We start from the raw sequence: 18059 nt of genomic DNA on the forward strand, positions 1-18059 counted from the left end.
CGACCGGCCGCACCAGCGGGGCATCGGCGGTAGGCCTCCCCCGGGAGGCCCGCACCAGGAGCGTCGCGCACCGTTTCGGTGTCGCGGACGGCCCGGCTTCCGGGCCCTTCGTGTGACCAGCACATCTCGTGCCCGGCTCCGGAGAGCGGCTGATCCCATCGCGCAGGCGGCGGGGTTTTCTCCGGGTCGCGACATGCGACCTCCGTCAACACCTGGTGAAGCCGTATTCGTAAGCAAGGAAGGTTTGGTTCATGGCGAACCAGAAGCGTCCCAAGGTCAAGATCGCGCGCGCGCTCGGTGTGCCGCTGACCCCGAAGTCCGTCAAGTACTTCGAGGCCCGCCCGTACCCGCCCGGCCAGCACGGCCGTGGCCGCAAGCAGAACTCGGACTACAAGGTCCGTCTGCTCGAGAAGCAGCGTCTCCGCGCCCAGTACGACCTGAGCGAGAAGCAGCTGTCGCGTGCGTTCGACCGCGCGAAGAAGGCCGAGGGCAAGACCGGTGAGGCGCTCGTCGCCGAGCTGGAGACCCGTCTGGACTCGCTGGTGCTGCGTTCGGGCATCGCCCGCACCATCTACCAGGCCCGCCAGATGGTCGTCCACGGCCACATCGAGGTCAACGGTGGCAAGGTCAACAAGCCGTCGTTCCAGATGAAGCCGGGCTTCGTGGTGACCGTCCGCGAGCGCTCCAAGGAGAAGGTCCCCTTCCAGGTCGCCCGTGAGGGTGGCTACGCGGGTGAGGGCCAGACCCCGAAGTACCTCGAGGTCAACCTGAAGGCCCTGGCCTTCCGCCTGGACCGTGCGCCGCAGCGCAAGGAGGTCCCGGTGATCTGTGACGAGCAGCTGGTCGTCGAGTACTACTCGCGCTGACCCGGCTTCGCTCTTCGCGAACACCAGCGAGCCCCCGTCGCCTCTTCGAGGCGGCGGGGGCTCGCCCCGTTCTTCCCTGCTGTCGCCGTGCGGCTGCCGTCAGACGGTCTCGCCGGTCATCGCGGCGGCCAGCCGCAGGTGCGGGCGGGCCTCCTCGGTGCGGCCCTGGCGCTCCAGGGTGCGGCCGAGCATCAGCCGGGCGTAGTCCTCGGCCGGGTCGGCCTCCAGGATCCGCAGCAGCTCGGCCTCGGCGCGGCGGAGCTGGGCCGAGTGGAAGTAGCTGCGGGCCAGCAGCATCCGGACGGAGAGGTTGGTCGGCTCCTCGGCCAGCACGCCTTCGAGCGTGCGGGCGGCGTCGGTGTACGCCTTGGAATCGAAGTAGAACTTCGCCATGCGGTACTCGTTGGCGGTGTTGTGGGCGGCCATGGTGCTCCTTCCGGGCAGTTCCTTGCCTCCTCAAGCAATCGGCAAGTTTCAACTATTCCGCACCCGCGAGGAGGCCGGTGCGGGCGGCACCGCCCGGGGCCCCGGCGCCGGTTCCGGGCCCTGCGCCGAGCCTCCGCCGCCGAGCGCCCTGGTGACCGCCGCGTCCAGGTCCAGCCGGGCGCCGGCCTCGTAGCACTCCTCGTACTCCTGGGCGGTCAGCCCGGCCCGGGCCCGCTCGGAGCACTCCTGGTGCGGGCCGAAGAAGTTCCGCGAACCCAGGAACGGGTTGCCGACCGTGCGCCAGATCCGGTGCGCGGCGCCCTGCAGCACCCGGGCCTCGCGCAGGTCGCCCGGCCGGCCCGGTCTGCTCGGCTCGGTCTCCAGCAGCGCCAGCAGGTCGATGCCCAGCACGATGCCGAGCAGGTCGCGGAAGAGGTGGTTCAGCCGCACGCACTCCCGGGCCAGCGCCCGGGCGGGCTGCACGGCGCCGTCCAGCCAGTGCGAGTACGCCGTCGCGTAGAGCACGTAGCCGTAGGCCCACTGCTCGCCGTGCTCCTCGCACAGCTCGCGGGCCTGGCCGAACCAGAGCTCGCCGCTGTCCAGGTCGCCCTGGAAGAGGTGGGCCAGACCCAGCTCCAGCATGGCCATCACCACGTTGCTGTTGAGCTCGCCGATGGTCCGGTAGTGCCAGAGCGCCTCCTCGAACAGCTCGGCGGCCCGGTCGGGGTCGTCGCCGACCAGGGCGACGCAGCCCTGGCGGTGGACGGCGTAGGCCAGCGCCCGGTCGTCGCCGGTGTCCAGGGCCTGGCGGCGGCACTCCTCCAGGGCCGGGCGGGCGAAGCCGAGGTCGCCCTGGAGGACGGCCGTGTAGCCGGTCACCCAGAGGGCCTTGGCCCGGGCCTCGGTGGGTTCGCGGTCCAGCGCGAGCGCGCGGTCCAGCCAGTGCCGGCCCTCGCCGAGGTGGCCGCAGCCGATCCAGTAGAACCAGAGCGTGCCGGCCAGCAGCAGGGCGACCTGTTCCTCGCCGGGCTCGGAGAGGGAGAACTCCAGCGCCGCGCGCAGGTCGGCGTGGGCGAGCCCGGTGCGCTCGGCGGTCTCCGCCTGCCGGGGGCCGAACCACTCGACCTCGCCCCAGGTGGCGACGCCCAGGTACCAGTCCCGGTGGCGGCGCAGCAGCCGCTGCTCCTCGCCGGCGGCGCGCAGCCACCGGCCGCCGTACTCGCTCAGGGTGTCCAGCAGACGGAAGCGCACGCCGAAGGCGCTGTCCTCGCGCAGCACCACGGACTTGGCGACCAGCTCGTCGAGCAGGTCGAGGACCTCCTCGGCCTCGATGCCCTCGCCGGCGCAGACGTACTCGGCGGCCTCCAGGTCGAAACCGCCGGCGAAGACCGACAGGCGGGCCCAGAGTAAACGTTCCTGCACGGTGCACAGCTCATGGCTCCAGCCGATCGTCGTGCGCAGCGTCTGGTGCCGGGGCAGGGCCGTCCGGGAGCCGCCGGTGAGCAGCCGGAAGCGGTCGTCCAGCCGGGCGGTGACCTGCTCCACCGACAGTGCGCGCAGCCGGCCGGCGGCCAGCTCCAGGGCCAGCGGGATGCCGTCCAGCCGGCGGCAGAGCAGCGCGACCGCCTCCGCGTTGGCCTCCGTCACCTCGAAGGACGGCAGCACCGCCCGGGCCCGTTCGGCGAACAGCCGTACCGCGTCCGGCAGCGCGTCCGGCAGCGCGCCCGGCCGCGCCGGGCCGACCGGCAGCGGCGCGACCGGCAGCAGGTGCTCGCCGGAGGCCCGCAGCGCGGTGCGGCTGGTGATCAGCAGCCGCAGGCCGGGCAGCGCCCGCAGCAGCGCGTCGGCCAGCTCGGCGCAGGCCTCCACCAGGTGCTCGCAGCCGTCCAGCACCAGCAGCACGCGCCGACCCGCCAGCCGCTCGGTCAGGACGTCCAGCGGTGGACGGGCGGTGTCGTCGGTGAGGTGCAGCGCCTCCAGGACGGCGTGGCCGAGCAGCAGCCGGTCCTGCACCGGGGCCACGTCCACCAGCCACGTGCCGTCCGGGAAGGCGCCGGCCGCCCGGGCGGCGGCGCGCAGGGCCAGCCGGCTCTTGCCCACGCCGCCCGGGCCGGTGACGGTCACCAGCCGGGCCGAGGACAGCAGTGCGGCCAGTGCGGCCAGCTCCTCCTGCCGCCCGACGAAGCCGGTCACCTCGGCCGGCAGCCGACCGGGCTCCGGCTCCCGCGGCCCCGCCGGGGGTTCCCCGGGTTGCGCTCTCCAGTCCCCGGCCATCGGCTGCTCCCCGTGCTCCAGGCCGGACCGGTCGAGGTCCGGACGTGCGTCGGGCCGTACGGGCGACGGCCTGCCAGGCAGAACGAGGTGACCGATCGGCAGGTTACGCGCGCGGATCGCACACCCGACCGGATCGCCGGGGAAAGAACCCGGTCCGGGAATGGAGCGTGGGCGCGATAGGGTTCCCTTCGAAGAACTGCAAGGCGAGGGAGCGCGCAAAGGTGTCCGTGGGAGAGCTGGCCGGATTGCTCGTCGCCGTGTTCTGGGCGGTCCTGGTCACCCTGCTCGCCGTGGTGCTGGTCCGCCTCTCCCGGGTGCTCAAGGAAGCCGCGGTCCTGGTCTCCGCGGTCACCGAACAGGCCGTCCCGCTGCTGACCGACGCGGGCGCCGCGGTGCGCAGCGCCAACGAGCAGCTGGAGCGGGTGGACGAGATCACCGCCAACGTCCAGGACGCCGCCGCCAACGCCAACGCGCTCTCCTCCACCGTGGCCGCCACCCTGGGCGGACCGCTGGTGAAGGTCGCGGCGTTCAGCTACGGCGTGCGCAAGGCCGTCGCCCGACAGCAGGGCGGACTGCCGCCGGTGCCGGCGCAGGCCGGCGAGCGCGAGGAGCTGGCCCGGCTGATCCGGGCCGAGGTGCGCGCCGCGACCGCGCCCAGGAGCGGCCTGTTCTCCCGGGTCCGGCGCGCGGTGAGGGGCTGACGGCATGGCACGCATCTTCTGGATGGCGGTCGGCGCCGGCGCCACCGTCTGGGCCATGAAGAAGGCCAACGAGGCGGCGCAGCGGCTCACCCCCGAAAGCCTCTCCGGCACCGCGGCCCGCGGTGCGCTGCACCTGGGCGACCTGGCCAAGCAGTTCGCCCAGGACGTGAGGGCCGGCATGGCCGAGCGCGAGGAGCAGCTGAAGGACGACCTCGGGCTGCACGGCACCGCCGTGGTGGAGCCCCGCAGCGCCCGCCGCGTGCCGCGTGGCGAGCCGCAGTACCGAGCTATCTCGGCGGCGCCCGGTAGCCCGGCCGCCGCCCTGCCTCCGTCCCGCAGCTCCCGTACCACCCCCCAGACCACTGAAGAAACGCCCCGACGTGCCCTGCCGCCGCGGGGCGGCACCCCGAACCGGAAGGACCACTAATGGAGTCGGCTGAGATCCGCCGCCGCTGGCTGCGCTTCTTCGAGGAGCGCGGCCACACCGTCGTTCCGTCGGCGTCCCTGGTCGCCGACGACCCCACCCTGCTGCTCGTCAACGCCGGCATGGTGCCGTTCAAGCCCTACTTCCTGGGCGAGGTCAAGCCGCAGTTCTCGCGCGCCACCAGCGTCCAGAAGTGCGTGCGCACCCTGGACATCGAGGAGGTCGGGAAGACCACCCGGCACGGCTCCTTCTTCCAGATGTGCGGCAACTTCTCCTTCGGCGACTACTTCAAGGAAGGAGCCATCAAGTTCGCGTGGGAGCTGCTCACCACGCCCGTCGCGGACGGTGGCTACGGCCTGGAGAAGGAGAAGCTCTGGATCACCGTCTACAAGGACGACGACGAGGCCGAGCTGATCTGGCGTGACGTCATCGGCGTGCCCTCGGAGCGCATCCAGCGCCTGGGCATGAAGGACAACTTCTGGTCGATGGGCGTCCCCGGCCCGTGCGGTCCGTGCTCGGAGATCAACTACGACCGCGGCCCCGCGTACGGCGAGGAGGGCGGCCCGGCCGTCAACGGCGAGCGCTACCTGGAGATCTGGAACCTGGTCTTCATGCAGTACGAGCGCGGCCACGGCGACGGGAAGGACGGCTTCGAGATCCTCGGCGACCTGCCGAGCAAGAACATCGACACCGGCCTCGGCCTGGAGCGCCTCGCCGCCATCCTGCAGGGCGTCGACAACCTCTTCGAGATCGACACCAGCCGGATGATCCTCGACCGCGCCGCCGAGCTCACCGGTCACGCCTACGGCGCCGACCACAAGTCGGACGTCTCGCTGCGCGTGGTCACCGACCACATCCGCACCGCGCTGATGCTGGTCGGCGACGGCGTGACCCCGGGCAACGAGGGCCGCGGCTACGTGCTGCGCCGCATCCTGCGCCGTGCCATCCGCAACATGCGCCTGCTGGGCGCCACCGAGCCGGTGGCCAAGGAGCTCATCGACGTCGCGATCAAGGCGATGGCCCCGCAGTACCCGGAGCTGGAGGCCGACCGCAAGCGCATCGAGACGGTCGTCGTCGGCGAGGAGGCCGCCTTCCTCCAGACCCTGAAGGCCGGCACCAACCTGCTGGACGTCGCGGTCACCGAGACCAAGCAGGCCGGTGGCGTGGTGCTCTCCGGCCAGCAGGCGTTCAAGCTGCACGACACCTACGGCTTCCCGATCGACCTCACCCTGGAGATGGCCGAGGAGCAGGGCCTCCAGGTGGACGAGGCGGGCTTCCGCCGGCTGATGCAGGAGCAGCGGGACCGCGCCAAGGCGGACGCCAAGGCCAAGAAGATGGGCCACGCCGATGTTGCCGCGTACCGCGAGGTCGCCGACAAGTCCGGCGCCAGCCTCTTCACCGGTTACGCCCTGACCGAGGGCGAGGCCACCGTGGTCGGCCTGCTGGTGGACGGCGTTCCGGCGCCGGCCGCCTCCGAGGGCGACGAGGTCGAGATCATCCTCGACCGCACCCCGTTCTACGCCGAGGGCGGCGGCCAGCTCGCCGACCAGGGCCGGATCCGGCTGGAGTCCGGCGCGGTGGTGGAGATCCGCGACGTGCAGCAGCCCGTCCCGGGCGTCATCGTGCACTCCGGCGGGGTGCTGTTCGGCGAGGTCGTGCTGGGCGCCTCGGCGTACGCCACGATCGACACCGAGCGCCGCCGGGCGATCGCCCGCGCCCACTCGGCCACCCACCTGACCCACCAGGCGCTGCGCGACGCGCTCGGCCCGACGGCCGCCCAGGCCGGCTCCGAGAACGCCCCCGGCCGCTTCCGCTTCGACTTCGGCTCGCCCGCCGCCGTTCCCGGCAGCGTGCTGGTCGACGTCGAGCAGAAGATCAACGACGTGCTGGGCCGCGAGCTGGAGGTCAGCGCCGAGGTCATGACGATGGACCAGGCCCGCAAGGCCGGCGCCATCGCGATGTTCGGCGAGAAGTACGGCGACGAGGTCCGGGTCGTCACCATCGGCGACTTCTCCAAGGAGCTGTGCGGTGGCACCCACGTCGGCAACACCGCCCAGCTGGGCCTGGTGAAGCTGCTCGGCGAGTCCTCGATCGGCTCCGGCGTGCGCCGCGTCGAGGCGCTGGTCGGCGTCGACGCCTACCGCTTCTTGGCCCGTGAGCACACCGTGGTCTCCCAGCTCACCGAGCTGGTCAAGGGCCGCCCGGAGGAGCTGCCGGAGAAGATCTCGGGCATGCTCGCCAAGCTCAAGGACGCCGAGAAGGAGATCGAGCGCTTCCGCGCCGAGAAGGTGCTGGCCGCCGCGGCGGGCCTGGCCGACTCGGCCGAGGACGTGCACGGCATCGCCGTGGTCGCCGCGCAGGTCGCCGACGGCGTGGGCGCGGACGAGCTGCGCAAGCTGGTCCTGGACGTGCGCGGCCGCCTGGGCTCGCGCCCGGCCGTGGTCGCCGCCTTCACCGTGGCGAACGACCGTCCGCTGACCGTGATCGCCACCAACGAGGACGCCCGCGGCCGTGGCATCAAGGCCGGCGAGCTGGTCCGGACCGCCGCCAAGACCCTCGGCGGCGGCGGTGGCGGCAAGGACGACGTCGCCCAGGGCGGCGGCTCCAACCCGGCCGCGGTCGGCGAGGCCATCGCCGCGGTGCGCGGCCTGGTCGCGGAGCGCGCCAGCTGATGGAGCAGGAGGAGAGGCCCTTCCGGCGTGGGCGGCGGATCGCCGTCGACGTCGGGGACGCCCGGATCGGGGTCGCGTCCTGCGACCCCGACGGGGTGCTCGCCACGCCGGTGGAGACCGTTCCGGCCGGGGTGAAGTCGCAGGCCAGGATCGCCGCCATCGTCGACGAGTACGGCGCGATGGAGGTGATCGTCGGGCTGCCGCGCTCGCTCAGCGGCAAGGAGGGCCCGGCGGCGGAGAAGGTCCGGGCGTACGCGGCCCGGCTGGCCGACCGGATCTACCCGGTGCCGGTGCGGCTGGTGGACGAGCGGATGTCGACCGTCACCGCGACCCACGGGCTGCGTGCCTCGGGGGTCAAGGCGAAGAAGGGCCGCTCGGTCGTGGACCAGGCCGCCGCGGTGGTGATCCTCCAGACCGCCCTTGAGTCCGAACGGGTGAGCGGACGCCCGCCCGGTGAGAGCGTCGGGGCGGCCGGCTGACCGGTCTGATCTAACGTCCCGTTGAGGGGTCCGTGCGGACGCGTCCGCACGGACCCCTTTTCGTTCGCTTCCGTATCCGTTTTGGATCGATTCGTATCGATCCGGATCGATCTGGGACCGCCGAGGGGGCGCGAGCCATGACCGACCAGGACTTCTATCCGGGGCTCACGCCCGGGCATCTGGGCGCGCCGGTGCTGGAACCGGAGGGCCGTCCGCCGTCCGCGCCCCGTCCGCGCTTCGATGCGCCGGATCCGCACCGACGGCGCAACGGACTGGCCTGCGGGCTCACCGCGCTCGCGCTGATCGCGGTGTTCGGCGGGATCGGGCTGACCGGCTACACCTGGCTCCAGGCGCAGCGCAAACCCCCGGCCGCCGCCGACTTCGCCGGGCAGGGCACCGGCAGCGTGCAGGTCTCGGTCCCGGAGGGAGCGGGCCTGTCCCAGATCGCCTCCGCGCTGGTGCGCAACGGGGTGGTGGCCAGCTCGCTCGCCTTCACCCGCGCCGCGAAGGGCAGCGCCGCGGCGGCCGGGCGGATCCAGCCCGGGACGTACACGCTGAAGCAGAAGATGTCGGCCGCGGCGGCGCTGGCGATCCTGATCGACCCGGCCAACGCCAACGGCCTGACCATCCCCGAGGGCTGGCGCGGCTACCAGATCTACGCGGCCATCGACCGGAAGCTGAACCTGCCCGCGGGCACCGCCCAGAAGACCGCCCAGGAGCAGGGCGCCGAGCTCGGCCTGCCCGAGTTCACCAACGGCAGCCCGGAGGGCTACCTGTTCCCGGCGACGTACAGCGTCACCGACGGCACCACCGCCTTCGACCTGCTGAAGCAGATGGTGGACCGGGCCGGCAGGGAGTTCGGCCGGGACGACGCCACCGTGGTCGCGCAGAACCTCGGGCAGAGCGTGTACGGGCTGATCACCGTGGCCTCCATGGTCCAGGGCGAGGCCGACAACACTGCGGACATGGGCAAGGTGGCCCGGGTGATCTACAACCGGCTGGCCAAGGGCATGCCCCTGCAGCTGGACTCCACCATCAACTACGCGCTCGGGCGTTCGACCCTGAACACCTCGGTGACCGACACCAGACTGGACTCCCCGTACAACACCTACCTGCACACCGGGCTGCCGCCGAGCCCGATCTCCAACCCCGGGCGGCAGGCGATCCTGGCGGCGCTCGACCCGACGCCGGGGGACTGGCTCTACTTCGTCACCGTGAAACCGGGGGACACCCGCTTCACCGACAGCTTCGACGTGCAGCAACGCAACGTGGCCGAGTTCAACGCCAACCGGGCGGCGGCCAAGCAGAGCGCCCAGGCCACCGGCCCGGTCTCCCCGGCGGCCTCCGCTCCGGGGGCCGCGGGCGGGGCCGGTGCGCCCGCCGGCTCCGGTGCGGGGACACCGTAACGGTGTTGTGTGCCGTCGGTGAGATCGCTCACTGACGGTGCGTCCGCCCGGGCGGGGGTAAGGCTGCGGTACGGTAACGTCTCCCTCCAGGCGCTGCGCTAGCACGCCGGTTCGAGAATCAGCCGGGACGGCGTCGTCCCGGACGGCCGGTTTGATCCTCCGGCCGTCACCGTCGGTTAAGGGGATCGATGACCGATCTGGGTGGGGGCTACGGCCCCCAGGGCGAGCCGTGGCACCCCGGTGATCCCGGGTACGACGGCCGGCAGCCGGTCCCCGGCCAGCAGGACGGCCAGTGGCAGCAGCAGTACCCGCAGCAGGGGCAGTCGGCCCAGCAGCAGCCGTACGGGGACGTGCAGCAGGGGTACGCGCAGCAGTCGATGACGCCGCAGACGCAGCACCAGATGATGGCGCAGCAGGGCTACCCGCAGCAGCAGATGCCCCAGCAGCACGCGCCGCAGCAGGCGTCGATGCAGCAGCAGGGCTACCCGGGCGGCCAGCAGGGCTACCCCCAGCAGATGCCGCAGCAGGGCTACCCCCAGCAGGGGTACGCCCAGCCGCAGCCGATGCAGCAGGGGTACGGGCAGCAGCAGATGCCCCAGCAGCAGGCGTCGATGCCGCAGCAGGGCTACCCGCAGCAGCAGGGGTTCCCCGGCGGACAGCAGGCACCCCAGCAGCAGGCCCGGCCGCAGCAGCCGGCCCAGCAGCAGGCACCCCAGCAGCAGGCGGCGGTGCAGCAGCAGGCACCCCAGCAGCAGGCCCCGGCGCCCGCGCCGGCCTCCGGCCCCGGCCCGGACGGGATCGACTGGGAGGCCGAGGCCGCCGCGCTGGAGGCCGGCGCCGACCCGGTCGGTGCCGCGCGCGAGGGCGGGACGGACGAGTGGGACGGCCACGAGGACGCCCGCCACGAGGACGACGGCTACCCCGACGAGCACGCCGAGGCGGGGGAGGCCGGGTTCCTCGGGGAGCAGGACGACTCCCGCGAGGCCCAGAAGAAGCGCAAGGAGAAGGGCAAGAAGTCGGGTCGCCGCAACGGCGGCGCCTGCCTGCTGGTCGCGCTGGTGCTGCTCGGTGCCATGGGCGGGGCCGGCTGGTGGGGCTACGGCTTCTACCAGGACCACTTCGGCCCGCCGCCGGACTTCGCCGGCGAGGGCGGCGCCCCCGTCCAGGTGGAGATCAAGAAGGGTGCGGTCGGCGGGCAGATCGGCAAGGCGCTGAAGGACGCCGGCGTGGTCAAGAGCGTCGACGCTTTCACCAAGGCCTGCAACGCCGAGCCCAAGTGCGGCACCATCCAGTACGGCTACTACGGCCTGAAGAAGGAGATGCCGGCCGCCGCCGCGCTCAAGGAGCTGCTCGACCAGGCGGGCGGTGCGGCGATCGTGGTCCCGGAGGGCAAGAACTCCACCGAGATCTACACCCTCGTCGACACCAAGCTGAAGCTGCAGCCGGGCACCACGGCGGGCGTCGCCAAGGCCCAGGTCAACGACCTCGGCCTGCCGCCGTACGCGAACGGCAACATCGAGGGCTTCCTCTGGCCGACCCGCTACAACATCGCCGACGGCATGAAGCCCGAGGACCTGCTCAAGCAGATGGTGAAGAACGCCACCGAGAAGTACGCCGATCTGGACGCCCAGGCCGCCTCGGTGGGGCTGAAGACCGGCTACGAGGTGCTGATCGAGGCGAGCATCCTCCAGCGCGAGGGCAACAACAAGGCGGACTTCGCCAAGATGGCCAAGACCATCCAGAACCGGCTGGCGGCCGGCGGCGAGATCAACCACCGGCTCGGCATGGACACCACGCTCCAGTACTCGCTGGGCCGCAAGGACCTCGACAAGAAGGACATGGACGACTCGTCCAACAAGTACAACACCTACATCAACCCGGGCCTGCCGCCCGGTCCGATCTCCAACCCCGGCGACGACGCGCTCACCGCGGTGCTGCACCCGGCGGACGGCAAGTGGCTGTACTTCATCGCGATGTCCCCGTCCAACACCCGGTTCGCGGAGACGAGCAAGGAGCACTACGCCAACGTCAAGGAGTACTGCCAGTCGGCCGGGCAGAACTTCGACGAGGCGCGCGGCCACTGCACCACCAAGAAGTGACCACGGCCGCAGGACAGTTCGCGGAGAGGCAGCGTTGACCAGCAAGCACCGGGCGGCCGTACTCGGCTCGCCGATCGCCCACTCGCTCTCGCCGGACCTGCACCGGGCCGCCTTCGCGGCGCTCGGGCTGGACGGCTGGCGCTACGACCGCTTCGAGGTCGACGAGGCCGGGCTGCCCGGGTTCGTCGACGCGCTGGACGAGGCCGAGTGGGCCGGGCTGTCGCTGACCATGCCGCTGAAGCGGGCGGTCCTCCCGCTGCTCGACGAGGTCAGCGCGACGGCCCGCGCGGTGGACGCGGTGAACACCGTGGTGTTCACCGCCGACGGCCGGCGCACCGGGGACAACACCGACGTGCCCGGGCTGGTCAACGCGCTGCGCGAGCGCGGGATCACCGAGGTGCCCGAGGCGGCCGTCCTGGGTGCCGGGGCCACCGCCTCCTCGGCGCTGGCCGCGCTCGCCCGGATCTGCACCGGCGAGGTGACGGTCTTCGTGCGCAGCGCCGAGCGGGCCCGGGAGATGCGCGAGCTGGGCGAGCGGCTGGGCGTGGCCGTCCGCACCGCCGACTGGGCGCGCGGGGCCGAGGCGCTGGCCCGGCCGCTGACCGTCTCCACCACGCCGGTCGGCGCGACCGACGCCTTCGCCGACGTGCTGCCCGCGGAGCCGGGGGCGCTGTTCGACGTGCTGTACCACCCGTGGCCGACGGCGCTGGCCGCCGCCTGCGCCGGGCGCGGGGCGACCGTCCTGGGCGGGTTGGACCTGCTGGTGCACCAGGCGGTGCTGCAGAGCGAGGCCTTCACCGGGCACCGGCCCGGGCCCCTGGCGGCGATGCGCGAGGCGGGGGAGAAGGCGCTCGCCGGGCGCTGAGCCCCGGCACCGGGTTCCGGGGTTCCGGGCACGGGCCCCGTCCCGCCGGGCGGTTCCCGGCCGGATCGTGGCCGGTTGCTGTCCGTCACGCGGACTGTGCCGCCAGGTGCTGCTGGGGCATGAAAGGATTCAGGCACAAGGCACGCCCGGGGCGGGCCCCGGCGGTGCCGAGGTCCGGTCCGCTGATGAAGGAGCTCCGTTGGGTACGTTGCGCTGGCTGACGGCGGGGGAGTCGCACGGCCCCGCACTCGTCGCGACGCTGGAAGGCCTGCCCGCCGGTGTACCGGTCACCACCGCTGTGGTGGCCGACGCGCTGGCGCGCCGCCGGCTCGGTTACGGCCGCGGGGCGCGGATGAAGTTCGAGCAGGACGAGGTGACCTTCCTCGGCGGCGTCCGGCACGGCCTGACCATGGGCAGCCCGGTCGCGATCATGGTCGGTAACACCGAGTGGCCGAAGTGGGAGCAGGTCATGTCGGCCGACCCGGTCGACCCCGAGGTGCTGGCGGGCCTGGCCCGCAACGAGGCGCTCACCCGCCCCCGGCCTGGCCACGCCGACCTGGCCGGCATGCAGAAGTACTCGATCGACGAGGCCCGGCCGATCCTGGAGCGCGCCAGCGCCCGGGAGACGGCCGCCCGGGTCGCGCTGGGCGCCGTGGCCCGTGCGTACCTCCGCGAGGTGGCCGGGATCGAGATCGTCAGCCACGTGGTCGAGCTGGCCGCCGCCAAGGCGCCGGCCGGCGTGGTGCCGCTGCCCTCGGACGAGGCCCGGCTGGACGCCGACCCGGTGCGCTGCCTGGACGCCGAGGCCTCGAAGGCGATGGTCGCCGAGATCGACCAGGCCCACAAGGACGGCGACACCCTGGGCGGCGTGGTCGAGGTGCTGGCGTACGGCGTGCCGGTGGGCCTCGGCTCGCACGTGCACTGGGACCGCCGCCTGGACGCGCGGCTGGCCGCCGCGCTGATGGGCATCCAGGCGATCAAGGGCGTCGAGGTCGGCGACGGCTTCGAGCTGGCCCGGGTGCCGGGCTCCGAGGCGCACGACGAGATCGTTCCGACCCCCGAGGGCGTCAAGCGCACCTCCGGCCGCTCCGGCGGCACCGAGGGCGGCCTGTCCACCGGCGAGGTGCTGCGGGTGCGCGCCGCGATGAAGCCGATCGCCACCGTGCCGCGGGCGCTCCAGACCCTGGACGTGCGCACCGGCGAGCCGGCCAAGGCGCACCACCAGCGCTCCGACGTCTGCGCCGTCCCGGCCGCGGGCATCGTCGCCGAGGCGATGGTCGCGCTGGTGCTGGCGGACGCGGTGAACGAGAAGTTCGGCGGCGACAACGTCTCCGAGACCCGCCGCAACGTGCAGGGCTACCTCGACCACCTGATCATCCGATGACCAGTCCCGTCGTGGTGCTGGTCGGCCCGCCCGGCAGTGGCAAGTCCACCGTCGGGCGGGTCCTGGCCGAGCGCCTGGGCGTGGGCTTCCGGGACACCGACGCCGACGTCGAGGCGACGGCCGGCAAGCCCATCCCGGACATCTTCGTCGACGAGGGCGAGCCGCACTTCCGGGCGCTGGAGGCGGCGGCCGTGCGCGCGGCCGCCGAGGGACACGACGGGGTCCTAGCGCTCGGCGGCGGCGCGGTGATGGCCGGGGCCACCCGCGCGCTGCTGCACGAGCTGCCGGTGGTCTTCCTGGAGGTCCCGCTCGGCGACGCCGTCAAGCGGGTCGGCCTGGACGCCCCGCGCCCGCTGCTGGCCGTCAATCCGCGGGCCCGCTGGCGCGAACTGATGGAGGCCCGCCGCCCCCTCTACCTGGAGGTGGCCACCGCCGTGGTCGACACCGCCGGGCGCACCCCGGAGCAGGTCGCGGACGCCGTACTGGAAGCACTGGAGCTGAAGACCCCCCATGACTGACACCACCGTCAGGATCCACGTCGGCGGCAGCGCCGGCCACGACCCGTACGACGTGCTGATCGGGCACCAGCTGCTCGGTGAGCTGACGCCGCTGATCGGCACCCGGGCCAAGCGGGTCGCGATCATCCACCCGGAGGCGCTGACCGCCACCGCCGACGCGATCCGCGAGGACCTGGTCGGCGAGGGCTACGAGGCCATCGTGCTCCAGGTGCCCAACGCCGAGGACGCCAAGAGCGTCGAGGTCGCCGCGTACTGCTGGTCGGTGCTCGGGCAGACCGGCTTCACCCGCAGTGACGTCATCGTCGGCCTCGGCGGCGGCGCCACCACCGACCTGGCCGGCTTCGTCGCCGCCACCTGGCTGCGCGGGGTGCGCTGGGTCTCGATGCCCACCACGCTGCTCGGCATGGTGGACGCGGCCGTCGGCGGCAAGACCGGCATCAACATCGCCGAGGGCAAGAACATGGTCGGCGCCTTCCACCCGCCGGTGGGCGTGCTGGCCGACCTCGACACCCTGGAGACCGTGCCCAAGCACGACTACGTCTCCGGCCTGGCCGAGGTCATCAAGTGCGGCTTCATCGCCGACCCGGCCATCCTCGACCTGATCGAGGCCGACCCGGAGGGCGCGAAGACCCCGGCCGGGCCGCACACCGTCGAGCTGATCCGGCGGGCCATCCAGGTCAAGGCCGACGTGGTCTCCGGGGACCTCAAGGAGTCCGGCCACCGCGAGATCCTCAACTACGGCCACACCCTCGGCCACGCCATCGAGCGCAACGAGCGGTACAAGTGGCGGCACGGCGCCGCGATCTCCATCGGTATGGTCTTCGCCGCCGAACTCGGCCGCCTGGCCGGGCGGTTGGACGACGAGACGGCCGACCGGCACCGCACCGTGCTGGCCTCGGTCGGCCTGCCGCTGAGCTACCGGGCGGACGCCTGGCCGAAGCTGCTGGACGCGATGAAGATCGACAAGAAGTCGCGCGGCGACCTGATCCGCTTCATCGTCCTGGACGGCCTGGGCAAGACCTCGGTGCTGGAGGGCCCCGACCCGTCGCTGCTGGTCGCGGCGTACGCGGAGGTCTCGGCGTGACCAGGGTGATGGTGCTCAACGGCCCCAACCTGGGCCGGCTGGGCAGCCGCGAGCCGGACGTCTACGGCGCCACCTCGTACGCCGGGCTGGTCGAGCGCTGCACCGCGCTGGGCAAGGAGTTCGGCTTCGAGGTCGAGGTGCACGAGACCAACTCCGAGCAGCAGATGGTGGAGTGGCTGCACGAGGCGGCCGACGGGAAGGTGCCGGTGGTGATCAACCCCGGCGCGTTCACCCACTACTCGTACGCGATGCGGGACGCCGCCGCCCAGCGCACCGCGCCGCTGATCGAGGTGCACATCTCCAACCCGTACGCCCGGGAGGCCTTCCGGCACACCTCGGTGATCGCCGCGGTGGCCTCCGGCACCATCGCCGGCTTCGGGCTCGGCTCCTACGAGCTGGCGCTGCGCGCGCTGGCCGAGCAGCTCACCACCCGCTGAGGGTACGGGCGGTGGCCTGGCGGCGGACTGTGCCCGCCGCCGGGCCGCCGTGTAGTGTCCCTGCCGAGAGGTGTCGGGAGGTGCCGTGACGCAGTACGCCGGAGGTGGGCAGGTCCCGCCGCGTCCCGTCGCTCCACCGGTGCCGCCGGGGGGCGGGACACGGGGGACGTCGTCGGGGGCGCAGCTCTCCCCTCCGCCCGCGCCGCCGGTCCGGCCGGCGCCCACCGCCCCCGCGGCCCCCGTCGCTGCCGGTCCCGTCGCGCATCCGGCCCCCGCGGCCGCTTCCGTGCCGAGCGCCCCGGTGCCGAGCGCCCCCGTGCTGAGTGCCCCCGTGCCCGCAGGCGGCACCGGACACTTCGTGCTGCCGTCCGGCGCGCCCGTCCAACTGCCCGCCCACTCGTCGCGGCAGCACACGCCCACCGGGCCGATCGCCGTCCTGCTGATCGGACCGGCCGGGGCCGGCAAGACCACCGTCGCCCGCCACTGGGCCGAGCGGCAGCCCGCCCCGACGGCGCACATCAGCCTGGACGACGTCCGCGAGTGGGTGCTGTCCGGCTTCGCCAACCCGCAGTCCGGCTGGAACAACGCCTCCGAGGCGCAGTACCGGCTGGCCCGCCGCACCTGCGGCTTCGCCTGCCGCAACTACCTGGCCAACGGCATCTCCTGCATCATCGACGACGCCGTCTTCCCGGACCGCCCGGCGATCGGCCTCGGCGGCTGGAAGCGGCACATCGGCCCCGGCATGATCCCGGTCGTCCTGCTGCCCAGCCTGGACTCCGTGCTGCGCCGCAACGCCCGGCGCAGCGGCAACCGCCGCCTCGGGGACGAGGAGGTGGCCCGCATCCACGGACGGATGGCCGGCTGGTACAACTCCGGGCTGCCGATCATCGACAACTCCCACCTGGACGTCGCCGGGACGGCCGCCGAGCTGGACCGCGTCATCCTGGCCCGGCTGATGGGCGTCCCGGTCCGCTGAACCGCCGCTCCGCGGCCCGCCGACCGGCCGCTCCCCGGCGTGCCGATCTGCCGCCCCCGGCCCGCTGACCTGCGGCGTCGCGGAACTGTCGGCGCCGGCTGCGATGATGGACGGGTCCTGTCGCAGCGCCCGGAGGAGCTGACGCCCGTGCCCGAAGGCCACATCATCCACCGCCTCGCCACCGAGAACCGGAAGGCCTTCGGCGGCCGCCCGGTGCGGGTCTCCAGCCCGCAGGGCCGGTTCGCCGACGAGGCCAAGGTGATCGACGGGCAGCTGCTCACCGGCGCGGAGGCCACCGGCAAGCACCTCTTCCTCGGCTTCGAGGAGGGCGCCTGGGTGCACGTCCACCTCGGGCTCTACGGCGGCTTCACCTTCGGCACCGGTCGGGCGCCCGAGCCGGTGGGGCTGATCCGACTGCGGCTGGAGAACGAGGACGGCTACGCGGACCTGCGCGGCCCCAACACCTGCGCGCTCGTCACCGAGGCTCGGAAGGCCGCCGTCGCCGCCCGCCTGGGCCCCGACCCGCTGCGCGCCGACGCCGACCCCGAGGCCGCCTGGCGCCGGATATCGGGCAGCCGCACGACCGTCGCGGCGCTGCTGATGGACCAGAAGGTGCTGGCCGGGGTGGGCAACGTCTACCGGGCCGAGGTGCTCTTCCGCCACGGCATCGACCCGCACCGGGCCGGGCGCGACCTCACCCGCCGGGAGTGGGACGCGCTCTGGGCCGACCTGGTCGCCCTGATGCGCGAGGGCGTCACCGCCGGCCGGATCGACACCGTCCGTCCCGAGCACACCCCCGAGGCGATGGGCCGCCCGCCCCGGGTGGACGACCACGGCGGCGAGGTGTACGTCTACCGCCGGGCCGCCATGCCCTGCCTGGTCTGCGGCACCGACGTGCGGACGGAGGAGCACGCCGCCCGCAACCTCTTCTGGTGCCCGGGCTGCCAGGCGGCATGAGCGGGAGCCGATCGGGACGCGTGCCGCCCCGGTGTCCTGGACAGCCCTTCTGACCTGCGACGATGGGCGGGGTGCGCGCCGATCCGCGCGCCCCTGTCCGCACGGCCACGTGTGAACGTGAAGCGAAAGGAAGTCCCATGATCTTCATCACGGTCAAGTTCCCGGTCCGCCCCGAGCGCGCCGACGAGTGGCTGAGTCTGGTCGACGAGTTCACCCGGGCCACCCGCGAGGAGCCCGGCAACCTCTTCTTCGAGTGGTCCCGCAGCGTCGAGGACCCCAACGAGTTCGTCCTGGTCGAGGCGTTCCGCGACGGCGAGGCCGGCCGGGAGCACGTGGAGTCGGCGCACTTCGTCAAGGCCATGGAGGACCTGTCGTACGCGGTGGCCGCCAAGCCGCGGATCGTCTCGACCGAGATCCCCGGCATGGACGGCTGGGCGGAGATGGGCGAGATCACCCCCCGGTGACCTCCGAGTGCCCCTCCGGCCGGGTGC

The 18059-nt window shown here is 73.1% G+C and carries 17 protein-coding genes; 15 read left to right on the forward strand and 2 right to left on the reverse strand.

Going from position 1 to position 18059, the window contains the following annotated elements; genetic code table 11:
* The first annotated feature begins 251 nt into the window (after positions 1–251).
* The gene (gene rpsD, locus ABZ449_RS14935; protein ID WP_196952100.1) at positions 252–866 is read left to right on the forward strand and encodes a 30S ribosomal protein S4; all 615 of its coding nucleotides are present in this window, start codon (positions 252–254) and stop codon (positions 864–866) included.
* Positions 867–965: 99 nt separating this feature from the next.
* Here the strand turns inward: rpsD and ABZ449_RS14940 are convergent, their stop codons facing one another.
* Positions 966–1292, reverse strand: a complete 327-nt coding sequence (locus ABZ449_RS14940) for a tetratricopeptide repeat protein (protein ID WP_360345489.1) — start codon at positions 1290–1292, stop codon at positions 966–968.
* A gap of 48 nt (positions 1293–1340) precedes the next feature.
* Positions 1341–3485 (reverse strand): regulator, encoded by a 2145-nt coding sequence (locus ABZ449_RS14945; protein WP_360345491.1) that lies wholly within the window; start codon positions 3483–3485, stop codon positions 1341–1343.
* 302 nt (positions 3486–3787) lie between these two features.
* On the opposite strand from ABZ449_RS14945, the gene ABZ449_RS14950 reads away from it, so the two are divergent.
* The 14 genes from ABZ449_RS14950 (at position 3788) to ABZ449_RS15015 (ending at position 18032) form a co-directional block, all read left to right on the forward strand.
* A complete protein-coding gene (locus ABZ449_RS14950; protein ID WP_359897457.1) occupies positions 3788–4267 on the forward strand; it encodes a DUF948 domain-containing protein in 480 nt (159 codons plus the stop codon).
* A 4-nt stretch (positions 4268–4271) separates the two neighbouring features.
* Positions 4272–4694 carry a DUF6167 family protein gene (locus tag ABZ449_RS14955; RefSeq protein WP_360345493.1) on the forward strand — a complete coding sequence of 141 codons (423 nt, stop codon included), beginning with the start codon at positions 4272–4274 and terminating at the stop codon, positions 4692–4694.
* Positions 4694–7363 carry an alanine--tRNA ligase gene (gene alaS, locus ABZ449_RS14960; RefSeq protein ID WP_360345495.1) on the forward strand — a complete coding sequence of 890 codons (2670 nt, stop codon included), beginning with the start codon at positions 4694–4696 and terminating at the stop codon, positions 7361–7363. The genes ABZ449_RS14955 and alaS overlap by 1 nt, the downstream gene beginning before the upstream one ends.
* Positions 7363–7842 (forward strand): Holliday junction resolvase RuvX, encoded by a 480-nt coding sequence (ruvX, locus tag ABZ449_RS14965; protein WP_360345497.1) that lies wholly within the window; start codon positions 7363–7365, stop codon positions 7840–7842. The genes alaS and ruvX overlap by 1 nt, the downstream gene beginning before the upstream one ends.
* 137 nt (positions 7843–7979) lie before the next feature.
* The gene (gene mltG, locus ABZ449_RS14970) at positions 7980–9248 is read left to right on the forward strand and encodes an endolytic transglycosylase MltG (RefSeq protein WP_360345499.1); all 1269 of its coding nucleotides are present in this window, start codon (positions 7980–7982) and stop codon (positions 9246–9248) included.
* Between the two features lie 188 nt (positions 9249–9436).
* A complete protein-coding gene (gene mltG / locus ABZ449_RS14975; RefSeq protein ID WP_360345501.1) occupies positions 9437–11347 on the forward strand; it encodes an endolytic transglycosylase MltG in 1911 nt (636 codons plus the stop codon).
* Between the two features lie 34 nt (positions 11348–11381).
* Complete coding sequence (locus ABZ449_RS14980; RefSeq protein ID WP_360345503.1) at positions 11382–12212, forward strand: shikimate dehydrogenase; 831 nt, start codon at positions 11382–11384, stop codon at positions 12210–12212.
* A 199-nt stretch (positions 12213–12411) separates the two neighbouring features.
* Entirely contained in the window at positions 12412–13596 is a 1185-nt protein-coding gene (gene aroC, locus ABZ449_RS14985; RefSeq protein ID WP_360345505.1) for a chorismate synthase, read from the forward strand.
* Entirely contained in the window at positions 13593–14114 is a 522-nt protein-coding gene (locus ABZ449_RS14990) for a shikimate kinase (protein WP_360345507.1), read from the forward strand. Before aroC ends, ABZ449_RS14990 begins: the two co-directional genes overlap by 4 nt.
* Positions 14107–15198, forward strand: a complete 1092-nt coding sequence (gene aroB, locus ABZ449_RS14995; protein ID WP_360345509.1) for a 3-dehydroquinate synthase — start codon at positions 14107–14109, stop codon at positions 15196–15198. Before ABZ449_RS14990 ends, aroB begins: the two co-directional genes overlap by 8 nt.
* Positions 15199–15206: 8 nt before the next feature.
* Positions 15207–15635 carry a type II 3-dehydroquinate dehydratase gene (aroQ, locus tag ABZ449_RS15000; RefSeq protein ID WP_360345620.1) on the forward strand — a complete coding sequence of 143 codons (429 nt, stop codon included), beginning with the start codon at positions 15207–15209 and terminating at the stop codon, positions 15633–15635.
* Positions 15636–15720: 85 nt separating this feature from the next.
* Positions 15721–16611 carry an AAA family ATPase gene (locus ABZ449_RS15005; RefSeq protein WP_360345511.1) on the forward strand — a complete coding sequence of 297 codons (891 nt, stop codon included), beginning with the start codon at positions 15721–15723 and terminating at the stop codon, positions 16609–16611.
* Between the two features lie 147 nt (positions 16612–16758).
* A complete protein-coding gene (locus ABZ449_RS15010; protein WP_360345513.1) occupies positions 16759–17568 on the forward strand; it encodes a DNA-formamidopyrimidine glycosylase family protein in 810 nt (269 codons plus the stop codon).
* Positions 17569–17705: 137 nt separating this feature from the next.
* Entirely contained in the window at positions 17706–18032 is a 327-nt protein-coding gene (locus ABZ449_RS15015) for a putative quinol monooxygenase (protein ID WP_360345515.1), read from the forward strand.
* Positions 18033–18059: the final 27 nt, after the last annotated feature.

It is taken from the genome of Kitasatospora sp. NPDC005856 (assembly GCF_040629945.1).
Taxonomy (GTDB): Bacteria; Actinomycetota; Actinomycetes; order Streptomycetales; family Streptomycetaceae; genus Kitasatospora.

Excerpts from the sequence above, each read along its gene's own strand:
- rpsD (WP_196952100.1), top strand. The coding sequence starts at position 252 with ATGGCGAACCAGAAGCGTCCCAAGGTCAAGATCGCGCGCGCGCTCGGT.
- ABZ449_RS14940 (WP_360345489.1), bottom strand. The coding sequence starts at position 1,292 with ATGGCCGCCCACAACACCGCCAACGAGTACCGCATGGCGAAGTTCTAC.
- ABZ449_RS14955 (WP_360345493.1), top strand. The coding sequence starts at position 4,272 with ATGGCACGCATCTTCTGGATGGCGGTCGGCGCCGGCGCCACCGTCTGG.
- alaS (WP_360345495.1), top strand. The coding sequence starts at position 4,694 with ATGGAGTCGGCTGAGATCCGCCGCCGCTGGCTGCGCTTCTTCGAGGAG.
- ruvX (WP_360345497.1), top strand. The coding sequence starts at position 7,363 with ATGGAGCAGGAGGAGAGGCCCTTCCGGCGTGGGCGGCGGATCGCCGTC.
- mltG (WP_360345499.1), top strand. The coding sequence starts at position 7,980 with ATGACCGACCAGGACTTCTATCCGGGGCTCACGCCCGGGCATCTGGGC.
- mltG (WP_360345501.1), top strand. The coding sequence starts at position 9,437 with ATGACCGATCTGGGTGGGGGCTACGGCCCCCAGGGCGAGCCGTGGCAC.
- ABZ449_RS14990 (WP_360345507.1), top strand. The coding sequence starts at position 13,593 with ATGACCAGTCCCGTCGTGGTGCTGGTCGGCCCGCCCGGCAGTGGCAAG.
- aroB (WP_360345509.1), top strand. The coding sequence starts at position 14,107 with ATGACTGACACCACCGTCAGGATCCACGTCGGCGGCAGCGCCGGCCAC.
- aroQ (WP_360345620.1), top strand. The coding sequence starts at position 15,207 with ATGGTGCTCAACGGCCCCAACCTGGGCCGGCTGGGCAGCCGCGAGCCG.
- ABZ449_RS15015 (WP_360345515.1), top strand. The coding sequence starts at position 17,706 with ATGATCTTCATCACGGTCAAGTTCCCGGTCCGCCCCGAGCGCGCCGAC.